Annotated in this window: 32 protein-coding genes; 27 read left to right on the forward strand and 5 right to left on the reverse strand. The window is 38.5% G+C overall.

What is annotated here, in order from left to right; all coding sequences use genetic code 11:
* Positions 1 to 45 precede the first annotated feature (45 nt).
* Positions 46 to 192: a hypothetical protein gene (locus CA598_RS32150; protein ID WP_179283597.1), complete on the reverse strand. Its 147-nt coding sequence runs from the start codon at positions 190 to 192 to the stop codon at positions 46 to 48.
* Between the two features lie 161 nt (positions 193 to 353).
* Between CA598_RS32150 and CA598_RS06005 the strand changes: the two genes are divergently transcribed.
* The 14 genes from CA598_RS06005 (at position 354) to CA598_RS06070 (ending at position 6,787) form a co-directional block, all read left to right on the forward strand.
* Positions 354 to 920: a hypothetical protein gene (locus tag CA598_RS06005; protein ID WP_094875871.1), complete on the forward strand. Its 567-nt coding sequence runs from the start codon at positions 354 to 356 to the stop codon at positions 918 to 920.
* 370 nt (positions 921 to 1,290) lie between these two features.
* The gene (locus CA598_RS06015; protein ID WP_094875874.1) at positions 1,291 to 1,572 is read left to right on the forward strand and encodes a hypothetical protein; all 282 of its coding nucleotides are present in this window, start codon (positions 1,291 to 1,293) and stop codon (positions 1,570 to 1,572) included.
* A gap of 14 nt (positions 1,573 to 1,586) precedes the next feature.
* A complete protein-coding gene (locus CA598_RS06020; protein ID WP_094875876.1) occupies positions 1,587 to 2,096 on the forward strand; it encodes a hypothetical protein in 510 nt (169 codons plus the stop codon).
* Position 2,097: 1 nt separating this feature from the next.
* On the forward strand, positions 2,098 to 2,304 hold the full coding sequence (locus CA598_RS06025) for a hypothetical protein (protein WP_094875878.1): 207 nt from the start codon (positions 2,098 to 2,100) through the stop codon (positions 2,302 to 2,304).
* 198 nt (positions 2,305 to 2,502) lie between these two features.
* Positions 2,503 to 2,673 carry a hypothetical protein gene (locus CA598_RS32155; RefSeq protein ID WP_179283598.1) on the forward strand — a complete coding sequence of 57 codons (171 nt, stop codon included), beginning with the start codon at positions 2,503 to 2,505 and terminating at the stop codon, positions 2,671 to 2,673.
* A gap of 34 nt (positions 2,674 to 2,707) precedes the next feature.
* Positions 2,708 to 2,887: a hypothetical protein gene (locus tag CA598_RS06030; RefSeq protein ID WP_094875880.1), complete on the forward strand. Its 180-nt coding sequence runs from the start codon at positions 2,708 to 2,710 to the stop codon at positions 2,885 to 2,887.
* 73 nt (positions 2,888 to 2,960) lie between these two features.
* Positions 2,961 to 3,554: a hypothetical protein gene (locus tag CA598_RS32160; protein WP_179283599.1), complete on the forward strand. Its 594-nt coding sequence runs from the start codon at positions 2,961 to 2,963 to the stop codon at positions 3,552 to 3,554.
* Positions 3,555 to 3,618: 64 nt separating this feature from the next.
* Entirely contained in the window at positions 3,619 to 4,125 is a 507-nt protein-coding gene (locus tag CA598_RS06040; protein ID WP_094875882.1) for a hypothetical protein, read from the forward strand.
* 258 nt (positions 4,126 to 4,383) lie between these two features.
* Entirely contained in the window at positions 4,384 to 4,746 is a 363-nt protein-coding gene (locus CA598_RS06045; RefSeq protein WP_094875884.1) for a hypothetical protein, read from the forward strand.
* Complete coding sequence (locus CA598_RS06050) at positions 4,743 to 5,282, forward strand: hypothetical protein (protein ID WP_094875886.1); 540 nt, start codon at positions 4,743 to 4,745, stop codon at positions 5,280 to 5,282. The genes CA598_RS06045 and CA598_RS06050 overlap by 4 nt, the downstream gene beginning before the upstream one ends.
* Positions 5,283 to 5,582, forward strand: coding sequence for a hypothetical protein (locus CA598_RS06055; RefSeq protein ID WP_094875888.1), 300 nt, complete (start codon positions 5,283 to 5,285; stop codon positions 5,580 to 5,582).
* 112 nt (positions 5,583 to 5,694) lie between these two features.
* On the forward strand, positions 5,695 to 6,045 hold the full coding sequence (locus CA598_RS06060; protein ID WP_094875890.1) for a hypothetical protein: 351 nt from the start codon (positions 5,695 to 5,697) through the stop codon (positions 6,043 to 6,045).
* The gene (locus CA598_RS06065; RefSeq protein ID WP_094875892.1) at positions 6,042 to 6,326 is read left to right on the forward strand and encodes a hypothetical protein; all 285 of its coding nucleotides are present in this window, start codon (positions 6,042 to 6,044) and stop codon (positions 6,324 to 6,326) included. Before CA598_RS06060 ends, CA598_RS06065 begins: the two co-directional genes overlap by 4 nt.
* Before the next feature lie 104 nt (positions 6,327 to 6,430).
* Positions 6,431 to 6,787 (forward strand): hypothetical protein, encoded by a 357-nt coding sequence (locus CA598_RS06070; RefSeq protein ID WP_143812393.1) that lies wholly within the window; start codon positions 6,431 to 6,433, stop codon positions 6,785 to 6,787.
* Between the two features lie 895 nt (positions 6,788 to 7,682).
* Here CA598_RS06070 and CA598_RS32890 read toward each other — a convergent pair.
* Positions 7,683 to 7,805, reverse strand: a complete 123-nt coding sequence (locus CA598_RS32890; protein WP_256990372.1) for a hypothetical protein — start codon at positions 7,803 to 7,805, stop codon at positions 7,683 to 7,685.
* Positions 7,806 to 7,897: 92 nt separating this feature from the next.
* On the opposite strand from CA598_RS32890, the gene CA598_RS06085 reads away from it, so the two are divergent.
* The 4 genes from CA598_RS06085 (at position 7,898) to CA598_RS06095 (ending at position 9,587) form a co-directional block, all read left to right on the forward strand.
* Complete coding sequence (locus tag CA598_RS06085) at positions 7,898 to 8,206, forward strand: hypothetical protein (RefSeq protein WP_094875899.1); 309 nt, start codon at positions 7,898 to 7,900, stop codon at positions 8,204 to 8,206.
* Between the two features lie 351 nt (positions 8,207 to 8,557).
* Positions 8,558 to 8,716, forward strand: a complete 159-nt coding sequence (locus CA598_RS32165) for a hypothetical protein (RefSeq protein ID WP_179283600.1) — start codon at positions 8,558 to 8,560, stop codon at positions 8,714 to 8,716.
* Positions 8,717 to 8,894: 178 nt separating this feature from the next.
* The gene (locus CA598_RS06090) at positions 8,895 to 9,158 is read left to right on the forward strand and encodes a hypothetical protein (RefSeq protein WP_094875901.1); all 264 of its coding nucleotides are present in this window, start codon (positions 8,895 to 8,897) and stop codon (positions 9,156 to 9,158) included.
* 48 nt (positions 9,159 to 9,206) lie between these two features.
* Positions 9,207 to 9,587, forward strand: coding sequence for a hypothetical protein (locus CA598_RS06095; RefSeq protein WP_094875902.1), 381 nt, complete (start codon positions 9,207 to 9,209; stop codon positions 9,585 to 9,587).
* Between the two features lie 30 nt (positions 9,588 to 9,617).
* Here the strand turns inward: CA598_RS06095 and CA598_RS06100 are convergent, their stop codons facing one another.
* Positions 9,618 to 10,040 (reverse strand): hypothetical protein, encoded by a 423-nt coding sequence (locus tag CA598_RS06100; RefSeq protein ID WP_094875904.1) that lies wholly within the window; start codon positions 10,038 to 10,040, stop codon positions 9,618 to 9,620.
* Positions 10,037 to 10,231, reverse strand: coding sequence for a hypothetical protein (locus CA598_RS06105; protein WP_094875906.1), 195 nt, complete (start codon positions 10,229 to 10,231; stop codon positions 10,037 to 10,039). Before CA598_RS06105 ends, CA598_RS06100 begins: the two co-directional genes overlap by 4 nt.
* Before the next feature lie 367 nt (positions 10,232 to 10,598).
* On the opposite strand from CA598_RS06105, the gene CA598_RS32170 reads away from it, so the two are divergent.
* The 4 genes from CA598_RS32170 (at position 10,599) to CA598_RS06125 (ending at position 13,342) form a co-directional block, all read left to right on the forward strand.
* On the forward strand, positions 10,599 to 10,772 hold the full coding sequence (locus CA598_RS32170; RefSeq protein ID WP_179283601.1) for a hypothetical protein: 174 nt from the start codon (positions 10,599 to 10,601) through the stop codon (positions 10,770 to 10,772).
* A 603-nt stretch (positions 10,773 to 11,375) separates the two neighbouring features.
* On the forward strand, positions 11,376 to 11,879 hold the full coding sequence (locus CA598_RS06115) for a hypothetical protein (RefSeq protein WP_094875910.1): 504 nt from the start codon (positions 11,376 to 11,378) through the stop codon (positions 11,877 to 11,879).
* A 204-nt stretch (positions 11,880 to 12,083) separates the two neighbouring features.
* Positions 12,084 to 12,278, forward strand: coding sequence for a hypothetical protein (locus CA598_RS06120; RefSeq protein WP_094875911.1), 195 nt, complete (start codon positions 12,084 to 12,086; stop codon positions 12,276 to 12,278).
* A 446-nt stretch (positions 12,279 to 12,724) separates the two neighbouring features.
* Entirely contained in the window at positions 12,725 to 13,342 is a 618-nt protein-coding gene (locus CA598_RS06125) for a hypothetical protein (protein WP_094875913.1), read from the forward strand.
* A 505-nt stretch (positions 13,343 to 13,847) separates the two neighbouring features.
* Here the strand turns inward: CA598_RS06125 and CA598_RS06130 are convergent.
* On the reverse strand, positions 13,848 to 14,231 hold the full coding sequence (locus CA598_RS06130) for an AbrB/MazE/SpoVT family DNA-binding domain-containing protein (protein WP_094875914.1): 384 nt from the start codon (positions 14,229 to 14,231) through the stop codon (positions 13,848 to 13,850).
* Between the two features lie 587 nt (positions 14,232 to 14,818).
* Between CA598_RS06130 and CA598_RS06135 the strand changes: the two genes are divergently transcribed.
* The 5 genes from CA598_RS06135 (at position 14,819) to CA598_RS06155 (ending at position 19,833) form a co-directional block, all read left to right on the forward strand.
* On the forward strand, positions 14,819 to 15,808 hold the full coding sequence (locus tag CA598_RS06135; protein ID WP_094875916.1) for a stalk domain-containing protein: 990 nt from the start codon (positions 14,819 to 14,821) through the stop codon (positions 15,806 to 15,808).
* A 53-nt stretch (positions 15,809 to 15,861) separates the two neighbouring features.
* Positions 15,862 to 16,173 carry a hypothetical protein gene (locus CA598_RS06140; RefSeq protein ID WP_094875918.1) on the forward strand — a complete coding sequence of 104 codons (312 nt, stop codon included), beginning with the start codon at positions 15,862 to 15,864 and terminating at the stop codon, positions 16,171 to 16,173.
* Between the two features lie 13 nt (positions 16,174 to 16,186).
* Positions 16,187 to 17,824, forward strand: a complete 1,638-nt coding sequence (locus CA598_RS06145; RefSeq protein ID WP_094875919.1) for a putative bifunctional diguanylate cyclase/phosphodiesterase — start codon at positions 16,187 to 16,189, stop codon at positions 17,822 to 17,824.
* 59 nt (positions 17,825 to 17,883) lie between these two features.
* Positions 17,884 to 18,978: an HD-GYP domain-containing protein gene (locus CA598_RS06150; protein WP_094875920.1), complete on the forward strand. Its 1,095-nt coding sequence runs from the start codon at positions 17,884 to 17,886 to the stop codon at positions 18,976 to 18,978.
* 453 nt (positions 18,979 to 19,431) lie between these two features.
* Positions 19,432 to 19,833, forward strand: coding sequence for a hypothetical protein (locus CA598_RS06155; RefSeq protein WP_094875921.1), 402 nt, complete (start codon positions 19,432 to 19,434; stop codon positions 19,831 to 19,833).
* The last annotated feature ends 41 nt before the right edge of the window (positions 19,834 to 19,874 follow it).

The raw sequence follows: 19,874 nt of genomic DNA on the forward strand, positions 1-19,874 counted from the left end.
ACTGTGAAAATAATGGGTGCGTTATTTCCGCAAGTGAGTTAAGGACTAGCCCGCATTGGTGCCACCTACGCAATAAGTAGTGCGTAGTCCGAAAGCTCCTGTGCAGGAGATACACACCCAGAAGGCAGCCGGTCTGGAGTTCTTCCAGATCGGTGCAAGTAATGCTAAACGCGGGTCGGCATTTGGGTCCACCGGCTGCTTCCCGGGAGTGTGTCGGCACTGTCTGGCATTAACTGCAGCAGACGCAGTATCGGCAAGCTGAAGCCCGGTGCGTGGCCAGGCCAGCCGTCAGACTTTGATTGATACATAGGCGCATATAGCGAAATAACAAGCTAAACTAGGAGTGGGAATAGATGTTTACATTAAATGTTGATAAATTATCGCTTTCTGAACAATATGAACTAAGCAGAAGTATAGTTCTCGGGCTCCTTAGATTAAAGAAGAAGATTCTAGTCGTAGGTCCGATTGCGTCGGGGAAAACCTATCTCATCGATTATTTGAAGAGTCAGGCTGAGACTGAAAAGTTTAAATTTATCGATTCAATTTCCTCAAACGAAGAATTTTTACCGCTACTTCATTTAGATAGTGTAATTGCTACTGCTCAGAATGTGGAGCATGTATGTAATAGTTTGAATATATTACTACCAGACCTACTGACAAGAATTAATATCATTATTCAGACAAACCATATTGGTTCCATAAAAATAAATGATTCAAAGTCATTTAAACTAGAATCTAATGTTTCTTGGCGAGAGTTTGTTCAGGAAAATATCATTTATACGGAGGAGGCTGCATCAATATTAAATTGCACTAAACAAAATATTCACAAACTTATTGGTGAAAATAAAATAATTCCGTTAAAGCAAAGTCGAAACATGACACTATATTTGAAAGAAGAAATATCTTTGTTAAAAATCTAATAAAAGCAATCGAGTTTTGATATTACGCAGTTCGAGAGTACTGGACCGTAGACGCATATAACGAAATAGGAAACGAGGGAAATTAATGCACAAAAAATTTAAAGATATGGTATTTCAGGCTTATATGAGAGGGTGGACAATAGCTTTACTGATATTCACAGTTATTTTTTTAGTAAACGGTAATTATTCCGGATTGATATGGATTGCTATAATGGCGGTTATGTTTATGCTCTTCGTGCCTGTTATGTATATTGTAATCCTAAAGTGGTTCCATCCACCAAATAATGATAACCGTAAATGATGTGTAGTACGAAGATACAGGGATAGAGAGGGTTAATAGCCCTCCTCTCCCACAAGGAGGATATAAGAGATGAAAATCAAAACTTATCAACCGATTCTGGAAGAAAACGAAGGCCCGATCTGTACGAATCCTAACACCGCACTTTATGACATTGTTTTAACTTTGGAAGATAATGCGGGCATGCACATGGATGAGGATGTCAGAGAAGTGTTCTGCATGCTTATGACGGATGGGTTAGACATCACACGATTACCAGAAGGGGATTATGACTTTTTAGGAGCTCATAAGCTACGGATCGCAATAAAGGACAAAGCATATGTTGACGGATTACCTGAGTTTTCAGGCTATTGAGGGGAGGAAGCTCAATGACACAAAGGGACTGGCAAAAGGATATGGAGAGTTGTCTAAAGCTTAAAGAGTGGCATGAGAACGATTGGATGACGGGAACAGATGAAGGAACGGGAATATGGATAATACACGAAGTAATGCCAGATGAACCATGTCAGTATGTGGCTGAATGTGAGAATGAGCTTGTGGTTGATTTTATCATGACAGCACATGAAGCCCTTCCTTACTGGCTCCAAGAAGCCAAAGAGCGTGGAGAACGGGAACAAGAGATTAAACGGGCAATCGGTAGATGTTTGGTGGCAGGTAATTCACTTGGCAGCATTATCATGAATTATAACTTGCCAGAAGGTCATGAAGAATGGTCATTCCAAGAAGCAAACTCATATTTCTTCGGTAAATTCTACAATGATCGTCCATCTGCTTACGAGAGTTACGAAACGTGGATTGCGTGGAAGGCGATCATGGGTGCATCAGAAATTATGTCCACCCTTTACCCAGATACCCCAGCACCCAAGGAGGGCGATTAAAATGGGATACGGAATCAAGATGTACCACAAATACAGACCGGAATCCTTCATTGCAACTTTAAAATATAAACCTTTACTTAACGACATTATTGAGATTGAAGGGGAGTTTTATGAAGTTTTAGTCGTGCAATCCAAGCCTAGAATTTGTTATGCAACGTATGCCTCAAATCAAGATATTTACAGAGTTACTGGTGTATATTCGGCATAGTGCGAAAAAATGAAGATTGAGGAAGGAGATAACCAATGACACACTGAGTACAAAATAATCGATGGTCCGTGTGCTGGTATTAAAGGACAAGTAATGAGCGCGAATTATAAGGAAAACGGCCATCAATGTTGAGCGGGAGTTATACATATTACGAGGACAGTGATTGGTAGACGCATACTGCACAGGAAGGTGAATGTAATGAAAAAGGGAGATCGTGTTTGTTATAGGATCGACATATTGCGTGGACTTGGAACAGTGCTTGCCGTTTCGAAGAGCGGCAAATCCGCACTTGTACAATGGCCTAACCCATACAACTATTTAAGTCTATCAAAGCCATCGTGGTACAAATTATCGAATCTTCATGATTAACGCCTGCACAGTAGGGAGCAGAGGAGTGGGGTACTTGGAGAAAATAAAATTCCTTTATACAAAGGATAATGAGAACTTTGGGTTTACCATTGAAGCCCCGACTGCTGAAAAATGCTTTGAATTAGGTATAGAAGAGATTGAAAAAGCAGATGGAGAATTGCTTGATTACTATTCAATTGATGAATTTGAGTTGAAGACACACACAGCGATATGAGGGTGTGGACGTATATAGTTCACCAAAAAAATTATGAGGAGCGATGAAAATGAGTAAACAAGCCGTTTTAGACGTGTTGAACAGTCTTGAGGTTGTAGATCAGCAGGGCGGAGACGATGCTTATATGTTGGTAGATAATAATGATGATGTGCGGGAAAAGCTTGCTAAGGTCGGAGTGACCTCCGAAACAATCAGACAATATGGGGACGACGAATCGTTTTGCGTTCTGGCGCTGGCGTTCGGAGAGGGCTACTGTGATGAATACGATAATCAGAATAAAAGGTTTGTTCTTTGGGGGCCGATCGACGACGATCTGCGGCAGCGTGTTATTGACGGTCTCGGTAATGCTAGTGATGCTGAAAGGTTGCTGAGAGCACTGGAACCGGATTTATTTGGAGAAAAAGCGGAATTCGGAACGTTCGCCGCACATCAACCTGGATACGACAAGTTTAAGGAACGGGGCATGCTTGACGACTACGTCTACCAAGCTTTGGTTCACATGGGGAATGCGTCAGAACAATGGTCCTGGGCCAACACGGTTCTTGAGCATGCTCCGCATGTTCCAAACGTTCTGAAGGAGTGCATCCGCTCGGTTAGCAGTACGCTGCATCCTTTGGCTGAGGAATTGCGCGTTTATAGCAACGCTGAAGCTCGCTCTGACAATTAATTGTTGCGCGGTACGAAGAAACTATGAACAATAATGTATTTAAGTACCAGGAGGTGATCGAAATATGTATGAAAAAATCAAAAAAAACGAAGATCTAACCCAAGAAGCTACCAACGCTAAGAAAGAAGCTTCTGAACGTCACGCAGAGGTTGTACAGATAGCGAGAGAAGCTTTTGAGGTGGAATTCCCCAAAATCATAAATGATGAATATATTAATAACTATTTACGTCAAAATTTAAAGAGAGGTGAAAAAGAGATAGAAATATCTATACGTTGGAATCATACAGGACATTTCTATCTTGAAACAGCTATTCTCCGTCATTTTTATAAATATTCTATTTTCGATGCTTTTTACTTCAGGCAAAAAAAATTAAAAAATCTTCAAATCAAAAAATTGATTAAACGCGCTAAATATGAAGATGAAATTCAGCCAACCCCACAAGAAATTGTGGAAAATAGCAAAGTGGTTGAGACATTAATTTCAAAACTTCAGGCTTCGGGTTATCAGGCGGAAATGGTTCATAAAGAGGAAATACGTAAAACTTCGATCCTAAAGGTGAAATTCATATGACACATTAAGATGCTTAATGAATATAGCGGTGTGTAGTGAATGTTAGACGCATACAGCGTAGGAAGGAGGTTTAAACAATGCAGGACATAGATAAGAAAGGCATGATTTTTTCGATCATTATGGCAGTACTTATATTTGCTGGGATGCTATACGTCATATTTAACGATATAGCAACAAAGTAAAAGTATATTACCCAGTTCGGAGATACAGGGACATAGAGGGTTAATAGCCCTCCTCTCCCACAAGGAGGATATAAGCATGGATCAAAATAATAAATTCGAACCCGGAGACAGCGTGAAGTTCGGGGAACGATGGTGCAAAGATCACAACTCCATCCACCTTATTGGTAAAATCGTCATGATGACTCCTCAATGGTTCGAATATGATGACGATTTGGGTGGCGGTATAGACCAATGCGCCGGAATGTTTGAAGAGGGAAGCGAAGAACCGGATAGCATCTACCATTTGTTTGGCAACGATTTCGAGTATTTCTCGGACTGTGAGCTTATCAAGGGATCTGAAGAGGAGAAAGCGGCATACAACCAAATAATTAAAGATACTGAGGAGGCTGAAGCCAAAATGTGGGATGAAGCTCTTGAGGTACGGGAGGTAGCCCAATGATACAAAGGGACTGGAAAAAGGATATGGAGATGTGCGAGGCGGCACCAAAGGGACCGTGGATTATTCACCCCAAGTATCAAGACTTGGTAAACGGAGATGGTGAAGTATTAGTCCAAGAAGTCGGATGGGGTCCGGTGGGTCATTTAATCTCAGAATCCCGTACTGCCCTTCCCTACTGGCTCCAAGAAGCCAGAGAGCGCGGAGAACGGGAACAACGGCTAAAAGAATTGCTGAGCGATACAATGGGATGTTTGGTAATGAGCACCTCAAAGGACAATGAGGACGTAGCACGAATTGCAGCAGATTATAGCACCCTATTCCCAGATACGCCAACCACACCAGAGATCAAACAACAATCTACCGCAAGAACATTAGATGACTGGCATGAAGATATTGGAACGGTACTGTGGTGGACTTTTCCGATTGAAGAACCGCCGTATTGTGGAACCCCACTCGATGCTGATTACCCGGATTACCTCACGCATTGGACACCAATTGTAGAACCGGCTGCCCCAGCACCCAAGGAGGGCGAATAGATGCCGCACTGGTTAGATGTTTACCCACATGAGGTGCATGCTTCTGTCATTCTTAAGAACGAAAAAATTAATATATGGAAAGTCGGAGAACGGAAGCTTAGCGGGAGTTATAAGATCGACGATCTGAAAACCCAACATCCCGAGTATAGTTACCATGAAAAAACGTGGGTGGTCAACAATCGCGATGAGCATCAGGCAGTTTTTGATACACACGCACAGGAATGGTACAGACAATGGCAGCATGTAGATGAATTTGAAGGATCCCACGCCTATAAGGTTAAGGACGGAGATAACCAATGAACTACGATTTAATGCCGATTAACGATATTGTATGGCAGAGAGAGGATAGCCGAGGTTGTTTATCTAGATTTTGAGGAATTAGAAACGGGCTGCCGGAGGAGAGGATTTTACTTTGGAAATTACAAATTACACTTGGGATCAGTATATTTCACACAAAAAGATGGAGAAATACAAAGAGAAATTTAACATTTTATTTAAAATAAGAGATGCAATCAGCGAAGCTAATCTAAGCGAAAAAGAAAAGATGACGATTACTATTAACAAAACAAGAGATTATAAAGAGGTTCTAGGAATTGCGGGTAATTTGCATTTTTGGTGGGTTATTGATTTTGTAATTGAATCTAATGGAACTTTTATACTCTTGTATAGAAATTGCAAAATTCATAATAGAGACACAGAACCCAACAAACTGTGGGAGGATACGCTAATTCAATTGGAATCTGGTTGGAGGGATATCAAGTGAGATCAATTAAAGCAATATTCTTAATTGCATTTATGTTGCTTTTATCATCCTGCAGCATAAGCGATGTAAATCCAGTTAGCTCGCAATCTGGTGATTCTGTTGAAGAAGAGAAGTCACCCCTGGAAGGGACATTTAGAACGGAGTACATGGGTGATGGTGAACGAGGGTGGGTTCTATATGATAACCAAACTGGATGTCAATATATCGCTTTATCTGCTTCTACTGCCTATACTCCTAGACTGAATTCACACGGAATCCCAATGTGTAATGATACTCAGTGATTAACAGGAACGTGATTGCGCTGGAGTCGTGCCAGTAACTAATAAAATTATCCTTTCGTAAATAGTAGTAGACTCATACAACAAAGGAGGATCGGATGATAAACATGGAAAAAGAAGAATCATTATTCAGAAACAAAGAAACTATTATATTTATTATGTTTTTAATTATTATTTTGGGTATTGTGGCTTGGCTCATTACTTGTGTTGTGAAAGATTATAGAAAAACAGTTGCAAGTCGTTTTGATTTCGTTGGTGTGATTGAATCGAAAGTTGTAGCACGCGAGAAAGGGGGACTATTTGGTGCTTTCTATCTCACTAATAAATATCTGGTGATTAAGGGCAAACGATATAAGATTAGTGATGATGTGGTTAATGAATACCCTCAGCTTTTTGAAGTTGGTAAAACAATTCATGTTTCTGGGCAGTTGGGAGAAATAGAAAGATTTGAAGTCTCTGAGTGAGAAAACCAAATGCTCAAAAATGAGTTAATGTCATTAAAAGCCTTACTGTTCTTGCGTGATAAGGTAGACGAGCGAATTGGTAAAATCATTACGAACATTCGTTAGATACTATGTGATGCATTGCGAAGACATGGATTAGAAGACATGGATTAGAAGACTCATATAGCGAAGTAAATAAATTCTGGGAGTGTTCTTATGTTCAAATTATTTAGGAAGAAACCAAAGTATAGACCGAATCTTGTTAAATCAGAACCAGTTAAAGTCGGTTTCCGTAAGACGTTTGATATCCAGACACCTCCCGGATCCGCACGAGTTGATGAAAACTACAAATCTGCACCATCATTTTATGAGCCTGGTAAATGGGACCGTAAGAAAGGAACGCGAGTGTAAGGTTATTTCTATGTTTTGTGATGGATAGTTGGAAGAGGTAGTTCCTCATGCTGTCACCGTTACTGGTTATATGAAGTCACTGAGGAGTGGATTAGCTGGAAGTAATAGCATTAATGAAATTAAAAGTAGATCTAAACTGAGAAGTAGATAAAAAAAGGTTGTGTTCATAATGAATTTTTTCAATAAAGCTTGTATTACACTTGTGGTTGTAACGTATCCGTTTATGATATTTTCAGCTGCTAAAAGTGGGGACTTAACAGTGTGGAAATTCATTCTATCTCTTTTAATGGCAACTGGAGTAATTGCAGCACTATCTTTTATAGAGCGAATTAGAATTAAATTTCCTAAGGATACAGATTAAATACTTTTTTACGCAGTATGAAGATCCCGACATGAACACAGTCGCAGTCTATGAGCGAATTAGAACTGGACGATGCCATAGTAGAGGTTGTAATCGGCAGAACAGAGAAACACTTCGATAGCATCTACAGAAATAGATGGTGATTCAACCGCCCGAAGAACGAACCGGATTACGGAGAATGGCATCAATTCGCACCGTACTGCACTGACCCTGCTGCTTCTCTGGAGGTATAGACAGCCGCAATGAAAATAGATCCTTTGGATTCATCGAATCCCCTTCAAATCGTAATATGGGGTACATATCACATGATAAGCAACCATGGAGAGATCTCAGTATTGAATATAAGGAGCGCATGATTTATGGAAATTAATAACAATGGTTTCGCTTTAAAAGGACATAAAGTTGGAAATGATTATTATATTTTTGAAAATGAAGCTGGCAACTATAATGTATATCAAGATTTACACGAAATTAATGAAGGTACAACCGTGCTTGAAATTAAGGAGATCTTGCCACATTTGAAGCAAATAAGTGATGAAGAAGTGATTATTCAGTACAGAAATGAACCAGTGTTTTTATTGTTGCACAATATAAATATACAAGAAATGAATATATTCAGGCTTTCATTGGAAAACGAAATCATTATTAGGAAAAAGAATGTAGATTGAAAGAGACATTTTGAGTAATTACCCGTATGTTCTGGCCGCAACAAGATTCTCCTGCAGCATGAGTTGGGATATGGAACTGACCGGTACCTGGAGACGTGTACGAACTTTCAGTATGAGCTGGTGGAAGGGTATCAGAATAGTGTTTCAAGGGATCACTGAGCTGAAGGTGCTGGTGTATTTAAGACGCATATAGCTAAGGAAGGTGTACGTATCTCATGCGCAAAATCATCTGCAAATTGCTAGGACATAAGATCATCAATAAGAGAGGCATTTGGCACAGCTATTGCTTACGCTGCGGCAAAGACAAGGTCTGGGGACCGGATTGACGCAAAATATAAAGGAGTGAATGGCATGGGGAACGTTTCAGTAATGGTAATGCGCAATAAAACAAACGCAGAAAGATATTTAGCTTCTAGCGCAGACGTTGGAGATTGGGAAGACGAAAACCTTGATTATACTGACGGTATTTCTACTTATTTTATATTCGACTATCAAGAACAAGATATATGATCATTTAGATTTAGAGTTGTACGCTAAGAAAAATTTCTACATCTATATGATTTGGAATAATGTAGCACTAATGCCCAGTAAGAAGGTATATCGAAATAGACAGATAAAGTACAACTTGCAGAAAAAAGAAACAGTATCGCAGTTCAATGAAGACTCAAGCTGTGAAGGAGTGAAGTAAGTGAATGGACAAAATCCATGTCAATGGGTAATAGAATTATTACAGCAAAATAACGAATCTCTAGATAAGCACGAAAGTGAAATGATTGATACCTTAAAAATCATCAAGGGCCAGCATGAGAAAAAGAAAGATAATGGACTTTTAGATACACATGTCAAATGGTTAATCGAGCAAGCTGAAAAACTGCAACGTATTGAAACCACTTGGCGTGAAGGATCACAAGAGGAAATGGATGATTTGCTAGAATCGACATTCCACTACTGAACAATATGAAGAAACTGAGCATTTTAGCGGGAAATAAGGAGTGTTTTTATGAACGAGTTTTTTACTACAGTCGGTTTGCATGATGGCAATTTTGAAATGGAAATATTGGTTCATTCATCAGCTAATTCAAATGAGGAATCAAAAAAAATAGGGAATAGTGGTAAGTTCAATATAGGTTATCTATATGAAGATAAACTTGTAGTTAAAGGAGAAACACTGACAATAAAAAAAGAAGAAACGGACAAATATCAATTCAGAGTATGTAGAGAGTGGAAGCCAGTCGTAAGTTATGAAGACTATGAAGATCTAACATGGGATGAAGCAATTAGATACCTAATTCAAGAAGAAAATAGGTCATTACCTTTTACTTTAGAATCCTACTATTACGGAACTTTTGAAAACCAGCCGTTTGTTAAGATATGTAATTGACGCATACGGCATGCTAAAAAAACGAAGGACTTATTTTAGGGAATCTCGAAACACTTCAATTTGGTTATTTGTCCATAGTGGACCACTTGCAAGTCTCATTATCGGTTCAGGAAATTTATCTCTGGAGATATATACAGATACTTGTTGCTTAGACCATTCAAGCATTGCAGCAGCTTCTGCTAGTCCGACAAGTAGAGGTTCCGCATTTGTTGCTATAAGTCTATTTTGCAGATCGACGTACACAACTCTACCAAGACCGTTTCCGAAGTCTTTAACAATGATCCTAGTAGAAATTTTTGGGATTTTTTTGGTCCCGTGATGTGGGCTCAGTCCTGTTAGGGAAAGTCCATACTCTTCGTTTAAAGAGTTGATGTAATCATCAGCCGTATTCATTATATGTTGCCTTTCGACCTCATCCGGTGTCTCCGGCTTGTCGGTTGATCTATCAATCAATAATACTGGTCAACCAATTTGTATGCGATGTAAGAGATTACTTTATCTCTTCCTTTATCTTTGATAGTTTGTTGGGCATCCTCACTATTTAGTACGTGCAAACCTTTTTCTATCATAGTAGGCATTACTTCTTTAGCCCAGTTTGCGTTTTCGGTCATACGTAAGATATTTATTCTCAGTTCTTTTTCCATGTTGATCGGCCCCTCTTTGTTTTACTTTATAAAACAATATTAGCATGAATGTTTTACTTTATCAAACAATGAGCGTTAATAATATTAATTCCCGCCTTCGCAATGCACTTGATGTCCATGCAATGTCATATTGATACATATAGTGAAGGAGACATGATTCACTTGTTAGATAATGATTTCGTCAAGGTTTGGAATAAAACACTAGATACTTTATCATTTGTGCTTATGATTTTGGGAATAGCGATGGTGACTTATGATTTTTGGCTGAAATAAAGGGCGGTACGAAGAATTAACACGAATTGACTGCACCGGAAGCCATCTAAAAAATGGAATACTGGCTGCACTGAACATATAAGGGGGCAGAGACATGAAATGCTTTGAAATGAAACCGGGATTAGAGATGGACATCATTGTCGCTAGGGATGTTCTTGGATGGAGATATTCAACGGAAGAAGAGTATGCACACCTTAGACTTTCAACGACATGGGACGGTATGCGTAAAGTGACTTGCCACATGCCGTATGTACTGCAGCTATTTTGACGCTAGAGGTATAAGGGGAGAAGAGAATACATGAACAAACTAGTGATCTTTAATGTATTGAACAATACAAATAGCGCATCAGGGGGATTGTTAAAATGGTCTGAAGTGTAAGGGTATGAAAGCATAAAAAAAGGAGCTATCTTAAGAAAGGCGTGAGATAATGAAAAAAATGTGGTTCTGTCTAAAAACCTTCTTCATAGCCTCACTTTTAACATCAATTACATCATTCTTCATGTTCAAGCATATAACCCTCCCTCATTTGTCCAAATTATTGTTTATCGTGTCAATTGGAACAGGCGTTTTAATTTCAGTTATTACTTTTCTTGTAATGTTAATTTCGAAAGATCTTGAAGAGAATAAGGAATTTTATAAAGGCAGCCATGAGATTGCTAACCCCAGGAATATTAATAAACACCTGTAGAATATTAAGTATGCCTTAGAAGAAATATTCACAATGGAGGAATGGATATGGATTCGATCAAGTGCAGTCTCTAACAGATCAAAAAGGAGACCCCATTTGAGGAATATTATGAACAGGCTACTTCAATAAAAAGTCCCTTATGTCAGGACACAAATAAACTGCAACATAAAGGAGATTTCAAAATGACAACCGTCTACATAGTTACTTCTGGAAGTTATTCTGAATACCGAATTAAACGAGTTTTCTTGGATGAGAATAAGGCAAAAATGTACAAGGAAACTATTCGAGATTCACAAATCGAAGAGTGGGAAGCAGATGATAATAAAGAATTAGATCTCTTCCGGACAGTAACTGTAACATTAGAATATACAAAAGAAGGTTTTAGAAGAATCGAAAAGCACCTTGAAACCTTTACCGTACTGGATACTGATAAGGATGGTACCGAAAACTCAATATATTTTAACGCTCTTACTAGCATGGTTAATCCCCGAGAGTACCTGTCAATTACCAGAATTATACCTAATGACAGCGCAAACAAAGAAATTGAGCAGCGCTATGAGAGGGTTATTGATGATCTATATGCACAGATCCACAGTTTGATTGATGTTGAGGGATGGAGCTCCGACATGGTTGTTGAGTGGCTTGCAGATAAAGGTCGTTGGAATGATATCCGAAAAGGCTATTGATAAGAATGTTTCCGAAAATTCAATATATTTAGCGCTCTTAATAGCTTGATTAATTTTCCAAGAGTACCTGTCAATCAAAATATGCGGGGATAGCTTCAGTAGTTAAAGTAACACGCATCCTGCTACTGGATGGTACTTAACGATTGAGGATATTCACTTATATTTATCATTGAGCATATTAATACAATTGAAAAGAGGGTAAATATGATTATTGTATTGTTTGGAATTTTTTGCAGTCTAATGTTTTTTATTTTAAGTATGAGTGCTGGGACTGCTTTAAGAATAATGGGTAGCGATCTACCTATGCAGGTTTCTTTAATTGGTAGCGGTATAATTATAGGAATTTCCTTGATTCCTTATATTTTGGATAGGATTGAGACAAAGAACAAGATGGTATAGTTTTTCTTTTATGATATAGGGTATTGTCTTGGTACTGTAATCTGTTCAAGTCTTGCTGTTGTTGTTTGTAACTGTAGTGTGATTCTTTAAGGAAATAAAATAAGTAGAGAAATTTAGCTTCATGCTAATGAAAAAAAGATGTGCCGGCTATAAGAGTCCGGCACATCTTTTTTGTGTCTATTTAGTAGTTTTTTTGCTTTTGCTTGGTTTAAGAATATGACCCTTTATGCCTAACTCCCTATGGGAAGATTTCAATAGTTTCGCAAATGATAGTGCATCACCGCGCGTTAGTGATGTTGATTGATTCTTCATAATGGAACCTCCTATATGGACTCGATTTACTATTCTAGCATTTCCAAAAAATATAGGAATTAAACCTGGGTAGTAACGCATATTCATAGAATAAGTAAAAACGAAAATAACTTTTCCTATGGGGGTTAATATATATGTCGAAACACTCTATTATTCGATCAGAATTAGAAGGGATGCAGGTTCGAACACTACAATCTCAAACGAAGAGTTTGTTTAGTACAATTTTCTCCTCAACCACAAAGAAAAATCCATATATCCCAGTGAATATAAAAATACCTGAATATGATCTTCTTCGAGCTGAAGTTTTTCTAGAAGATGTTATGGAATCTATTGATCGGGAATATGAAGTTTCAATGATTGAATTGACCGCACTGCTTGTAAAAGATTTTCTTCGTGTAACATCTACGAATACGAAATTGGAAGAATTGAAAAACAATCTAATGAGCAGAAGAGCAGAATATCTATCGACGAAAGAAAAAGTGAAAGAATGGGTGGAGGTTGCACCTGGACATAATGCGCTTAGAGAGCGGGAGCGGGTACGGCGTCGTAGATATTTTGAACTGCAGCTCGAGATACCTCGTAAAGTAGCCTTACGCGCAGAGATCATATTGTATGATTTAGAACAGATGTATGCTCCGTTTCAAATGACCTTGGAAGACCTGATTACAATCTTGATATTGGACTTTGTTCATCAGTTGCAGACCGGAAAACAAAAAGAAATTGTGAAAAAATTCGTGAGTAGTTTCTGTTAACGAAAAATAGGCCCCTGAGGAGCCCCAGAGGGTCTATATATAATGTCTCCCTATTCTTCGATCACTTTCGGTAGCTTGACCTGCTGGAGTCAATGAGCTGGTGCTTGAAAGATCCAAGTCTCTTCAAATCGATCTTTAATTAAGCCCATTGTTTTTTCGATTTTATCTGTTTATCTCTTTTCTTGAAAGTGGGTTAGCTCGATCTTTTCGTCTCGATTCAGCTCGGATGCTAGCTGAAACCATTAAGAAAGTCCGAATCCCCCTTCTTGGAAGCTCAAATAGATCTCCTGGTCAATTATCCTTGTTGTCAAGCTGACACACTGCGATGGCCATTCTGGATGCGTCAGTGTGTGACGACCGGATAAACGTTCTTTATGTATAATAGATTTGTTGACTAGTACTCGGTTATGTTCGCCTCCAAGGAAAACTCCTAATTTCACGTCCAAGAAGTATTGGACATCCTCCTATTCAACAATTTGCCTGATTTTGCGTTACTTACTGAAACTCATGTTCTTTGATTGAGATCGATACTTGATAATGCGTTTCTTCTCCAGTTGCTTACAGTACCGTGGCCACCACATGTAGGGCATGTCAACAACGTTGAATGTTTTTTGAAGTAGAGTGCTTCCTTATCAGCATCGTATTCGAGTTCCAGATCGTCCCCCGGCTTAATATTAAACAATTTGCGAATGTCATTAGGGATCGTCAGAACGCTATTCCCAAGCATTTGCGTACAAAAACTGCTGTGACCGCTATCTTTCGTAACGTAAACGATTTGATCTTCTTTATGGATATGAAAGAACACCCATTCCCCAGTATTTATTCCGCCCATGATTTTCAGCCAACGAGCGGGAAATCTGATTTGCCCCTTACTCGAAACCTTTGGCATTAGTACCCCTCCAATCTTTACTTTCCTTTACTTTACTTTACTTCACGGTAAAGGAAAGTAAAGGAATAGTCAATGGCATCTTATACTTAGTTTGCAACCCAAAAATAAATTCGACTTTGCTCCAATAGTCAGAATATAGAAGTCATATTTTCGGCTGCCGTAATCCCGCTTCCTTGGATACTCGGGACTGAGCGGAATTAGAATTATGCATTGGTCACCATTCCACATACATTGTGGTTGTAATGTGACTCGGTATGCTCTAAAAGATGAAGGACAGACGGAACAGACGAAACAATTTATAATCGGACACCTTACCCAGCTTTTGACGATCGTGTTTAGTTCAGGGAATTGAAATTCAATATACTGATGCTGCTTAAGGAGAGTATTTCGGCGGTGATATTTGTTCCATGAATCGATCATGATAATTATTTTTTTGATTTTTTAAAATTACCTAATATTGATTACAGTTATACTGTAATCAATTGTTTACACAAAATGGGCGTTCAGGTACAATAAAATTACAATTAAATAACCAATGAAATCCTCAGAATCTGAAATTACACAGACAAATAAAGGAGTCGAAGTTAATGAAAATGATTAGCATTGCATTTGGGCTTACATCCGTCCTGTTACTTGCCGGATGTACAGCCGAATCATCCACAATTCTTCAGAAGAAGGTGAACACACCCATTAATATTCTAATTAACGGAAAAAAATTAGATTTCTCTTCTTATGCACCCTTTCGCCTAAACGGTGAAACTATGGTGCCATTACGACAGATTGTTACTCATTTAGGTATGGAAGTTGAATATGAAGATAGTACGGCACATGTATTAATCAGAAAGGGAAACAAAACCATACTGCTCTATGCCGGTAAAGATATGGAAGAGGGGTCTCGGTATCTCGTTCTAGATGGAAAGCGAAAAAACATGGGGGCACCGGTCGTTGTTCGGAAGAAGACAACCTATGTCCCGCTTTCCTTCGTAAAAGAAATCGGAGCAACGAATCAATGGGTTTCGCAGGATCAAACAGTTCGAATTGATTTTGAAAGTCCACAGGATGATGGTCATCTAGAACCAATTCGAATTTATGTTGAACACGAGACTAAAAAATTACCAGGAACGATGGGCATTGGTTTCTTCTGGGGGTCTGTCTACATAGGAGAACAGAACACGGAAAAGGAGCCAAACGGTCATGGAACATTATTCGCACAGGATATGACGATCCTTTATGAAGGGCAATGGATAAATGGACTTCCCCATGGAGAAGGTGTGATGGAACTCAGTGCCGAGAGGGGAATAACCTTAGAAGGTAGATTCGAGAAGGCCAGTATTGTTAGGGGGATATTAAAAGAACACGGGAAAGTATTTTATGAAGGAACTTTTGGCACTCAAACTTTGGATACTGGAAAATTACGACTTCCTGATGGTACCACATTTAAGGGGCGTATTTCAGGAGATCAGATATTAGGTATCGGAGTTATATATACGAACGAAGGAAACGTTTTGTTTGATGGAAAGGTAGAGTTCGAAGGTCTGTTAGCGTTTAATGATTTCACTTTTTTTAAAACAGAGTAACTTTTCCAATTCTTAAAATCGTTTATCGATTTTTGGGGATAAGGAGGATGAATATGAAAGAATCATATTTTCAGATGGATTTGTTCTCTCAGCCTTCGGTGCTTGAACCTGTCTTCTTTTTGTATGCCCAACAAGTAGACACCTATCTTAGTTCAGGAATTAAAAGTGCTCGTGAAATCGCTATTAAACTCGCAACTGCACTTTCTGAAGAAGGCGAACAAGTGGAATACTTTATCTCAGGTAAGCCAAAGTTATATGTTGCACTTTGTCAGTACCTGGAAGCGGGAGTACACGATGGACGCTTTATTTATTTGGGTGGGGATACTGCAGATAGACATTATCTGATGAATGAAGACGCAACATAGAAGGTGATAAGAAATGAAACTTCAATATCGAATAATTTTTATTATTTTTATTATCAACAGCTGCGCTTTAGCAATCTATGAAATGATCCCTGGTAGGGTATCATTGCAGATCTTGGTTGGAGTAACAATGCTAGTGATACAAGCTTTTGTATTACATGCTCTTCTTTTTAAGCCACTACGAAATTTGTGGGAGCATCTCGATCATGTTCAATTAACCGGGAATATCAATTTACGATTCCCGCTACCCCTGAAGAAGGATGAAATTACTTTAATGGGAGCTTCCATAAATAGCATTCTCAATCTAATGAAGGATTATCAACAAGATGTTTTCCACCAGGCTAACCAAGATCCTTTAACCAAATTGCCTAATAGATCGCTGTTTTATGAGTATTTAGAGCAGTCCATTCAAAATGCCTCTAATTCAGATTCAAAAGTAGCGTTAATGTTTCTTGATCTCGATCATTTTAAGCAAGTGAACGATACTTATGGACACCAATATGGTGATGATCTTTTATGCCAAGTTAGCGCACGAATGTGTACTCTTCGTAAAAATGAAGAGTTTTTTCTCTTTCGGATAGGCGGTGATGAGTTTACGGTAATTCTACCAAATAACCGATCTCCGCAACTCTTGAAATCACTTTCGGAAAAGATCATTGCAGCCTTGGCCACTCCATTTAAAATTGGTGAACATGAATTGGAAATCTCAGCAAGTGTAGGGATTGCTATTTATCCGGATCACGGGAGACATACTGAAGAGATTATTGAGAATGCGGATATAGCGATGTACAAGGCAAAAGAAAATGGGAAAAACGGGTATGTCTTCTATGATGAAGAATTACTTTCGTCTAATATCAGGAAAAGAAAAATGGAGCGCCTTCTTACAAGAGCGATTGAAAATAATCAATTACAACTTCTTTTTCAACCTAAAATAGATATTCTGAAAAAAGTGATAACAGGGGTAGAAGCAACAATCCAATGGAACGTACCGGACCAAGGGATTCGTAATGCAGAAGAAATATACCTTTTAGCATCAGAATCTGGACTTGTTCCATCAGTAGAGTGGTGGTTGTTACGTTCAGCCTGTATTCAAGGAAAGGCTTGGATGGATAAAGGATTTTCTACTATTAATATAAGTGTGAAAATATCGCTGGCTCAACTAATTGATTCATTATTTTTGAAAAATCTCACAAAATTGCTCCAAGAGACAAAAATAGCACCTGAGTTGTTAGAGATTGAGATCACTGATAGTTTAGCAATGGTAAATCTGGAAACGACAATAGCTTGCTTACAACAACTCAAAAATATAGGTGTTAAATTGACTATTTCAGATTTTGGGAAAGAAAATTTCACATTAATGCATTTAAAAAAAATGCCTATTGATACACTTAAAATGGACCGGTCCTTCGTAGACGAAATCACTACAGATCCGGATACTGCAGCTATAGCTACTGCAATCGTTTCGCTTAGTCAAAGCTTAAACCTTCGTTTGCTCGCCGGAGGAATACAAACGCGTGAACAAGCAAAAATGCTATATGAAATGGGCTTCCGTGAGATGCAAGGTGACTATTTTAGCGTATCAATTCAAGCAAAAGATTTTGAGGCTATGATGTCAAAGAAAACAGATCTTCACTCATTGCTTCCTCCGGCATGACTCAGAAAGCCATTTAGCTTTCAGTTAAAGATCAAAGCAATTAGAATGGGGATTTGAGAATGAGATTATTAGGTTTGAATCGGTGTGAGCCTGGAATGATTTTGGCCCAACCGATATTTAATGATCGTGGAAACATGCTTTTAAGTGAAAGTACCAAGCTTACGAATGCATTAATAGAAAGACTAGAAATTTTAAATATTAACACAATATATATTAACGGGGATTATGTCACTGATGGGATTGTTATTGAAGATGACATTCCTTATCAGAAGCGTGTAGAAGCAATTCGGACGATAGAGAACACTTTTAGTGCTATTAGAGAAGGCAATCATAAATCAAAGACTCTGACACGTGGACTTATGGTTAAAGAAATTCAGCAAGTATTTGATATGATACTTGCTGAATTTCGTCAAAAAAAACAGCTATTGAATTTACTAATTCAGATTAATGTTAAAGATACATGTTTATTTACGCACTCATTAAATGTAACTCTCTATGCAGTTGCTATGGGTATAAAGATGGGTTTAACGTATAAACAGTTACAAAATCTTGGGGTAGGGGCATTACTCCATGATATCGGCAAACTATTCATTCCTCAATACATACTCAGCAAGAAGGGGGCATTGGAAGAAGCTGAATTTGAAATAATGAAACGTCATACCGAATACGGTTTTGAGTTTCTTCGAAAAGAACCCGAAGTATCTTCTATCATTGCACATTGTGCATATCAACATCACGAAAAGCTGGATGGTACTGGTTATCCGCGTGGATTAAAAGGTGATGAAATCCATCTATTTGGCCGTATCTTGGCTGTTGCTGATGTTTTTGATGCATTAACCTCACATAGAGTGTATAGGAATGCTATGCTTCCACATGATGCTATAGAGATCATTTGGGCGGGGTGTCATACACAATTTGATAAAAGAGTGATAGAAGCATTTCACGCATCTGTAGCGTTATATCCGATTGGAGTCACCGTTATTCTAAATACTAATGAAGCAGCAGTTGTAGTTGGAAATGATCACAATTATCCTCAACGTCCATTAGTAAGAGTATTTAAGGATGCAGAGGGAAATAAACTCAATCCATACTTTGAGCGAGATTTATCAAAAGAACTAAGCGTCATGATTACTGAATGTGAGGCGATCATATAGGTAATTAATGATGTGTGCTGCGTATCTAATAACCAAGAGGTGAAAGTCTGGGGTCTGCTAAGCGAATCAATGCCGGTGGCTTAACCTCAGGGGTGCCATACCAGGCTATCTAAGTCCGGAGAAACGATAGTTGCTGACCGCTGCAGCCTTATCTTGGAGCATGAATCTAATATTAAAATCGGAGCGTTGACGGTTTGAAGGACTGGGGGGAGGGGGATTAAGGGGGAGGGGGGCTTTTTTTTAGACTCGAAGGTAGCGTAGCGGCCGGAGAGTCGTAATGATGTCTTTTTGTAATACTACATAGAATTTAAATTCCATGTAGTGACGAATTAAAAGAACAAAGTCATGGTACAAAGCGTTACCGTCCTTCCAGTTAATTCCATTTATTCGACATTTTCACCTCTTCCAACAATGTTATATACTCATCTAAGATGAATCCGAGGGGGAACTTAAATGTTTGTTTTAAATTCTATTCAGAACCCGTTACCTTTACAGATTCAATTTCTTTTTGAAAATGCCCCCCCTCTAAACCCGACATTAAATGCAAAAGAAACGCAGACCAAAATTACGAGTTTTTTAAAGAAAAAAGGTTGGAGCTGTAAAAATGAATTATTCATTAACGATCGTGGTGATGGAAAAAAGGGTCGAGTTGATATAGTCGCACATAAAGATGGGATTACATTGGCCATTGAAATTGATAGATTACATCCCCGAAAAAAATCTATTCTGAAGCTTCAAGGAATAAATGCATACCGGATTTTGATTTTAAGGGGTACGGTTAAATGCGTGATCCCATCAGGAATACATGCGATATGTTCAATCAATGGAGGGAATGATTCAAAAAAATACGTTTGATTAGTTCGAAATGTAGTATATTAATGTACTTGTAAGCAGCT

The sequence above is a fragment of the Paenibacillus sp. VTT E-133291 genome, assembly GCF_002264395.1.
Classification (GTDB): domain Bacteria; phylum Bacillota; class Bacilli; order Paenibacillales; family Paenibacillaceae; genus Paenibacillus_AQ; species Paenibacillus_AQ nitricinens.

What these genes read in the sequence shown, in the direction of transcription:
- CA598_RS06005 (WP_094875871.1), top strand. Translation starts at nt 354, where the DNA reads ATGTTTACATTAAATGTTGATAAATTATCGCTTTCTGAACAATATGAA.
- CA598_RS06015 (WP_094875874.1), top strand. Translation starts at nt 1,291, where the DNA reads ATGAAAATCAAAACTTATCAACCGATTCTGGAAGAAAACGAAGGCCCG.
- CA598_RS06020 (WP_094875876.1), top strand. Translation starts at nt 1,587, where the DNA reads ATGACACAAAGGGACTGGCAAAAGGATATGGAGAGTTGTCTAAAGCTT.
- CA598_RS06025 (WP_094875878.1), top strand. Translation starts at nt 2,098, where the DNA reads ATGGGATACGGAATCAAGATGTACCACAAATACAGACCGGAATCCTTC.
- CA598_RS32155 (WP_179283598.1), top strand. Translation starts at nt 2,503, where the DNA reads ATGAAAAAGGGAGATCGTGTTTGTTATAGGATCGACATATTGCGTGGA.
- CA598_RS06040 (WP_094875882.1), top strand. Translation starts at nt 3,619, where the DNA reads ATGTATGAAAAAATCAAAAAAAACGAAGATCTAACCCAAGAAGCTACC.
- CA598_RS06045 (WP_094875884.1), top strand. Translation starts at nt 4,384, where the DNA reads ATGGATCAAAATAATAAATTCGAACCCGGAGACAGCGTGAAGTTCGGG.
- CA598_RS06050 (WP_094875886.1), top strand. Translation starts at nt 4,743, where the DNA reads ATGATACAAAGGGACTGGAAAAAGGATATGGAGATGTGCGAGGCGGCA.
- CA598_RS06055 (WP_094875888.1), top strand. Translation starts at nt 5,283, where the DNA reads ATGCCGCACTGGTTAGATGTTTACCCACATGAGGTGCATGCTTCTGTC.
- CA598_RS06070 (WP_143812393.1), top strand. Translation starts at nt 6,431, where the DNA reads ATGGAAAAAGAAGAATCATTATTCAGAAACAAAGAAACTATTATATTT.
- CA598_RS32890 (WP_256990372.1), bottom strand. Translation starts at nt 7,805, where the DNA reads ATGAATCCAAAGGATCTATTTTCATTGCGGCTGTCTATACCTCCAGAG.
- CA598_RS06085 (WP_094875899.1), top strand. Translation starts at nt 7,898, where the DNA reads ATGGAAATTAATAACAATGGTTTCGCTTTAAAAGGACATAAAGTTGGA.
- CA598_RS32165 (WP_179283600.1), top strand. Translation starts at nt 8,558, where the DNA reads ATGGGGAACGTTTCAGTAATGGTAATGCGCAATAAAACAAACGCAGAA.
- CA598_RS06095 (WP_094875902.1), top strand. Translation starts at nt 9,207, where the DNA reads ATGAACGAGTTTTTTACTACAGTCGGTTTGCATGATGGCAATTTTGAA.
- CA598_RS06105 (WP_094875906.1), bottom strand. Translation starts at nt 10,231, where the DNA reads ATGGAAAAAGAACTGAGAATAAATATCTTACGTATGACCGAAAACGCA.
- CA598_RS32170 (WP_179283601.1), top strand. Translation starts at nt 10,599, where the DNA reads ATGAAATGCTTTGAAATGAAACCGGGATTAGAGATGGACATCATTGTC.
- CA598_RS06115 (WP_094875910.1), top strand. Translation starts at nt 11,376, where the DNA reads ATGACAACCGTCTACATAGTTACTTCTGGAAGTTATTCTGAATACCGA.
- CA598_RS06120 (WP_094875911.1), top strand. Translation starts at nt 12,084, where the DNA reads ATGATTATTGTATTGTTTGGAATTTTTTGCAGTCTAATGTTTTTTATT.
- CA598_RS06125 (WP_094875913.1), top strand. Translation starts at nt 12,725, where the DNA reads ATGTCGAAACACTCTATTATTCGATCAGAATTAGAAGGGATGCAGGTT.
- CA598_RS06130 (WP_094875914.1), bottom strand. Translation starts at nt 14,231, where the DNA reads ATGCCAAAGGTTTCGAGTAAGGGGCAAATCAGATTTCCCGCTCGTTGG.
- CA598_RS06135 (WP_094875916.1), top strand. Translation starts at nt 14,819, where the DNA reads ATGAAAATGATTAGCATTGCATTTGGGCTTACATCCGTCCTGTTACTT.
- CA598_RS06140 (WP_094875918.1), top strand. Translation starts at nt 15,862, where the DNA reads ATGAAAGAATCATATTTTCAGATGGATTTGTTCTCTCAGCCTTCGGTG.
- CA598_RS06145 (WP_094875919.1), top strand. Translation starts at nt 16,187, where the DNA reads ATGAAACTTCAATATCGAATAATTTTTATTATTTTTATTATCAACAGC.
- CA598_RS06150 (WP_094875920.1), top strand. Translation starts at nt 17,884, where the DNA reads ATGAGATTATTAGGTTTGAATCGGTGTGAGCCTGGAATGATTTTGGCC.
- CA598_RS06155 (WP_094875921.1), top strand. Translation starts at nt 19,432, where the DNA reads ATGTTTGTTTTAAATTCTATTCAGAACCCGTTACCTTTACAGATTCAA.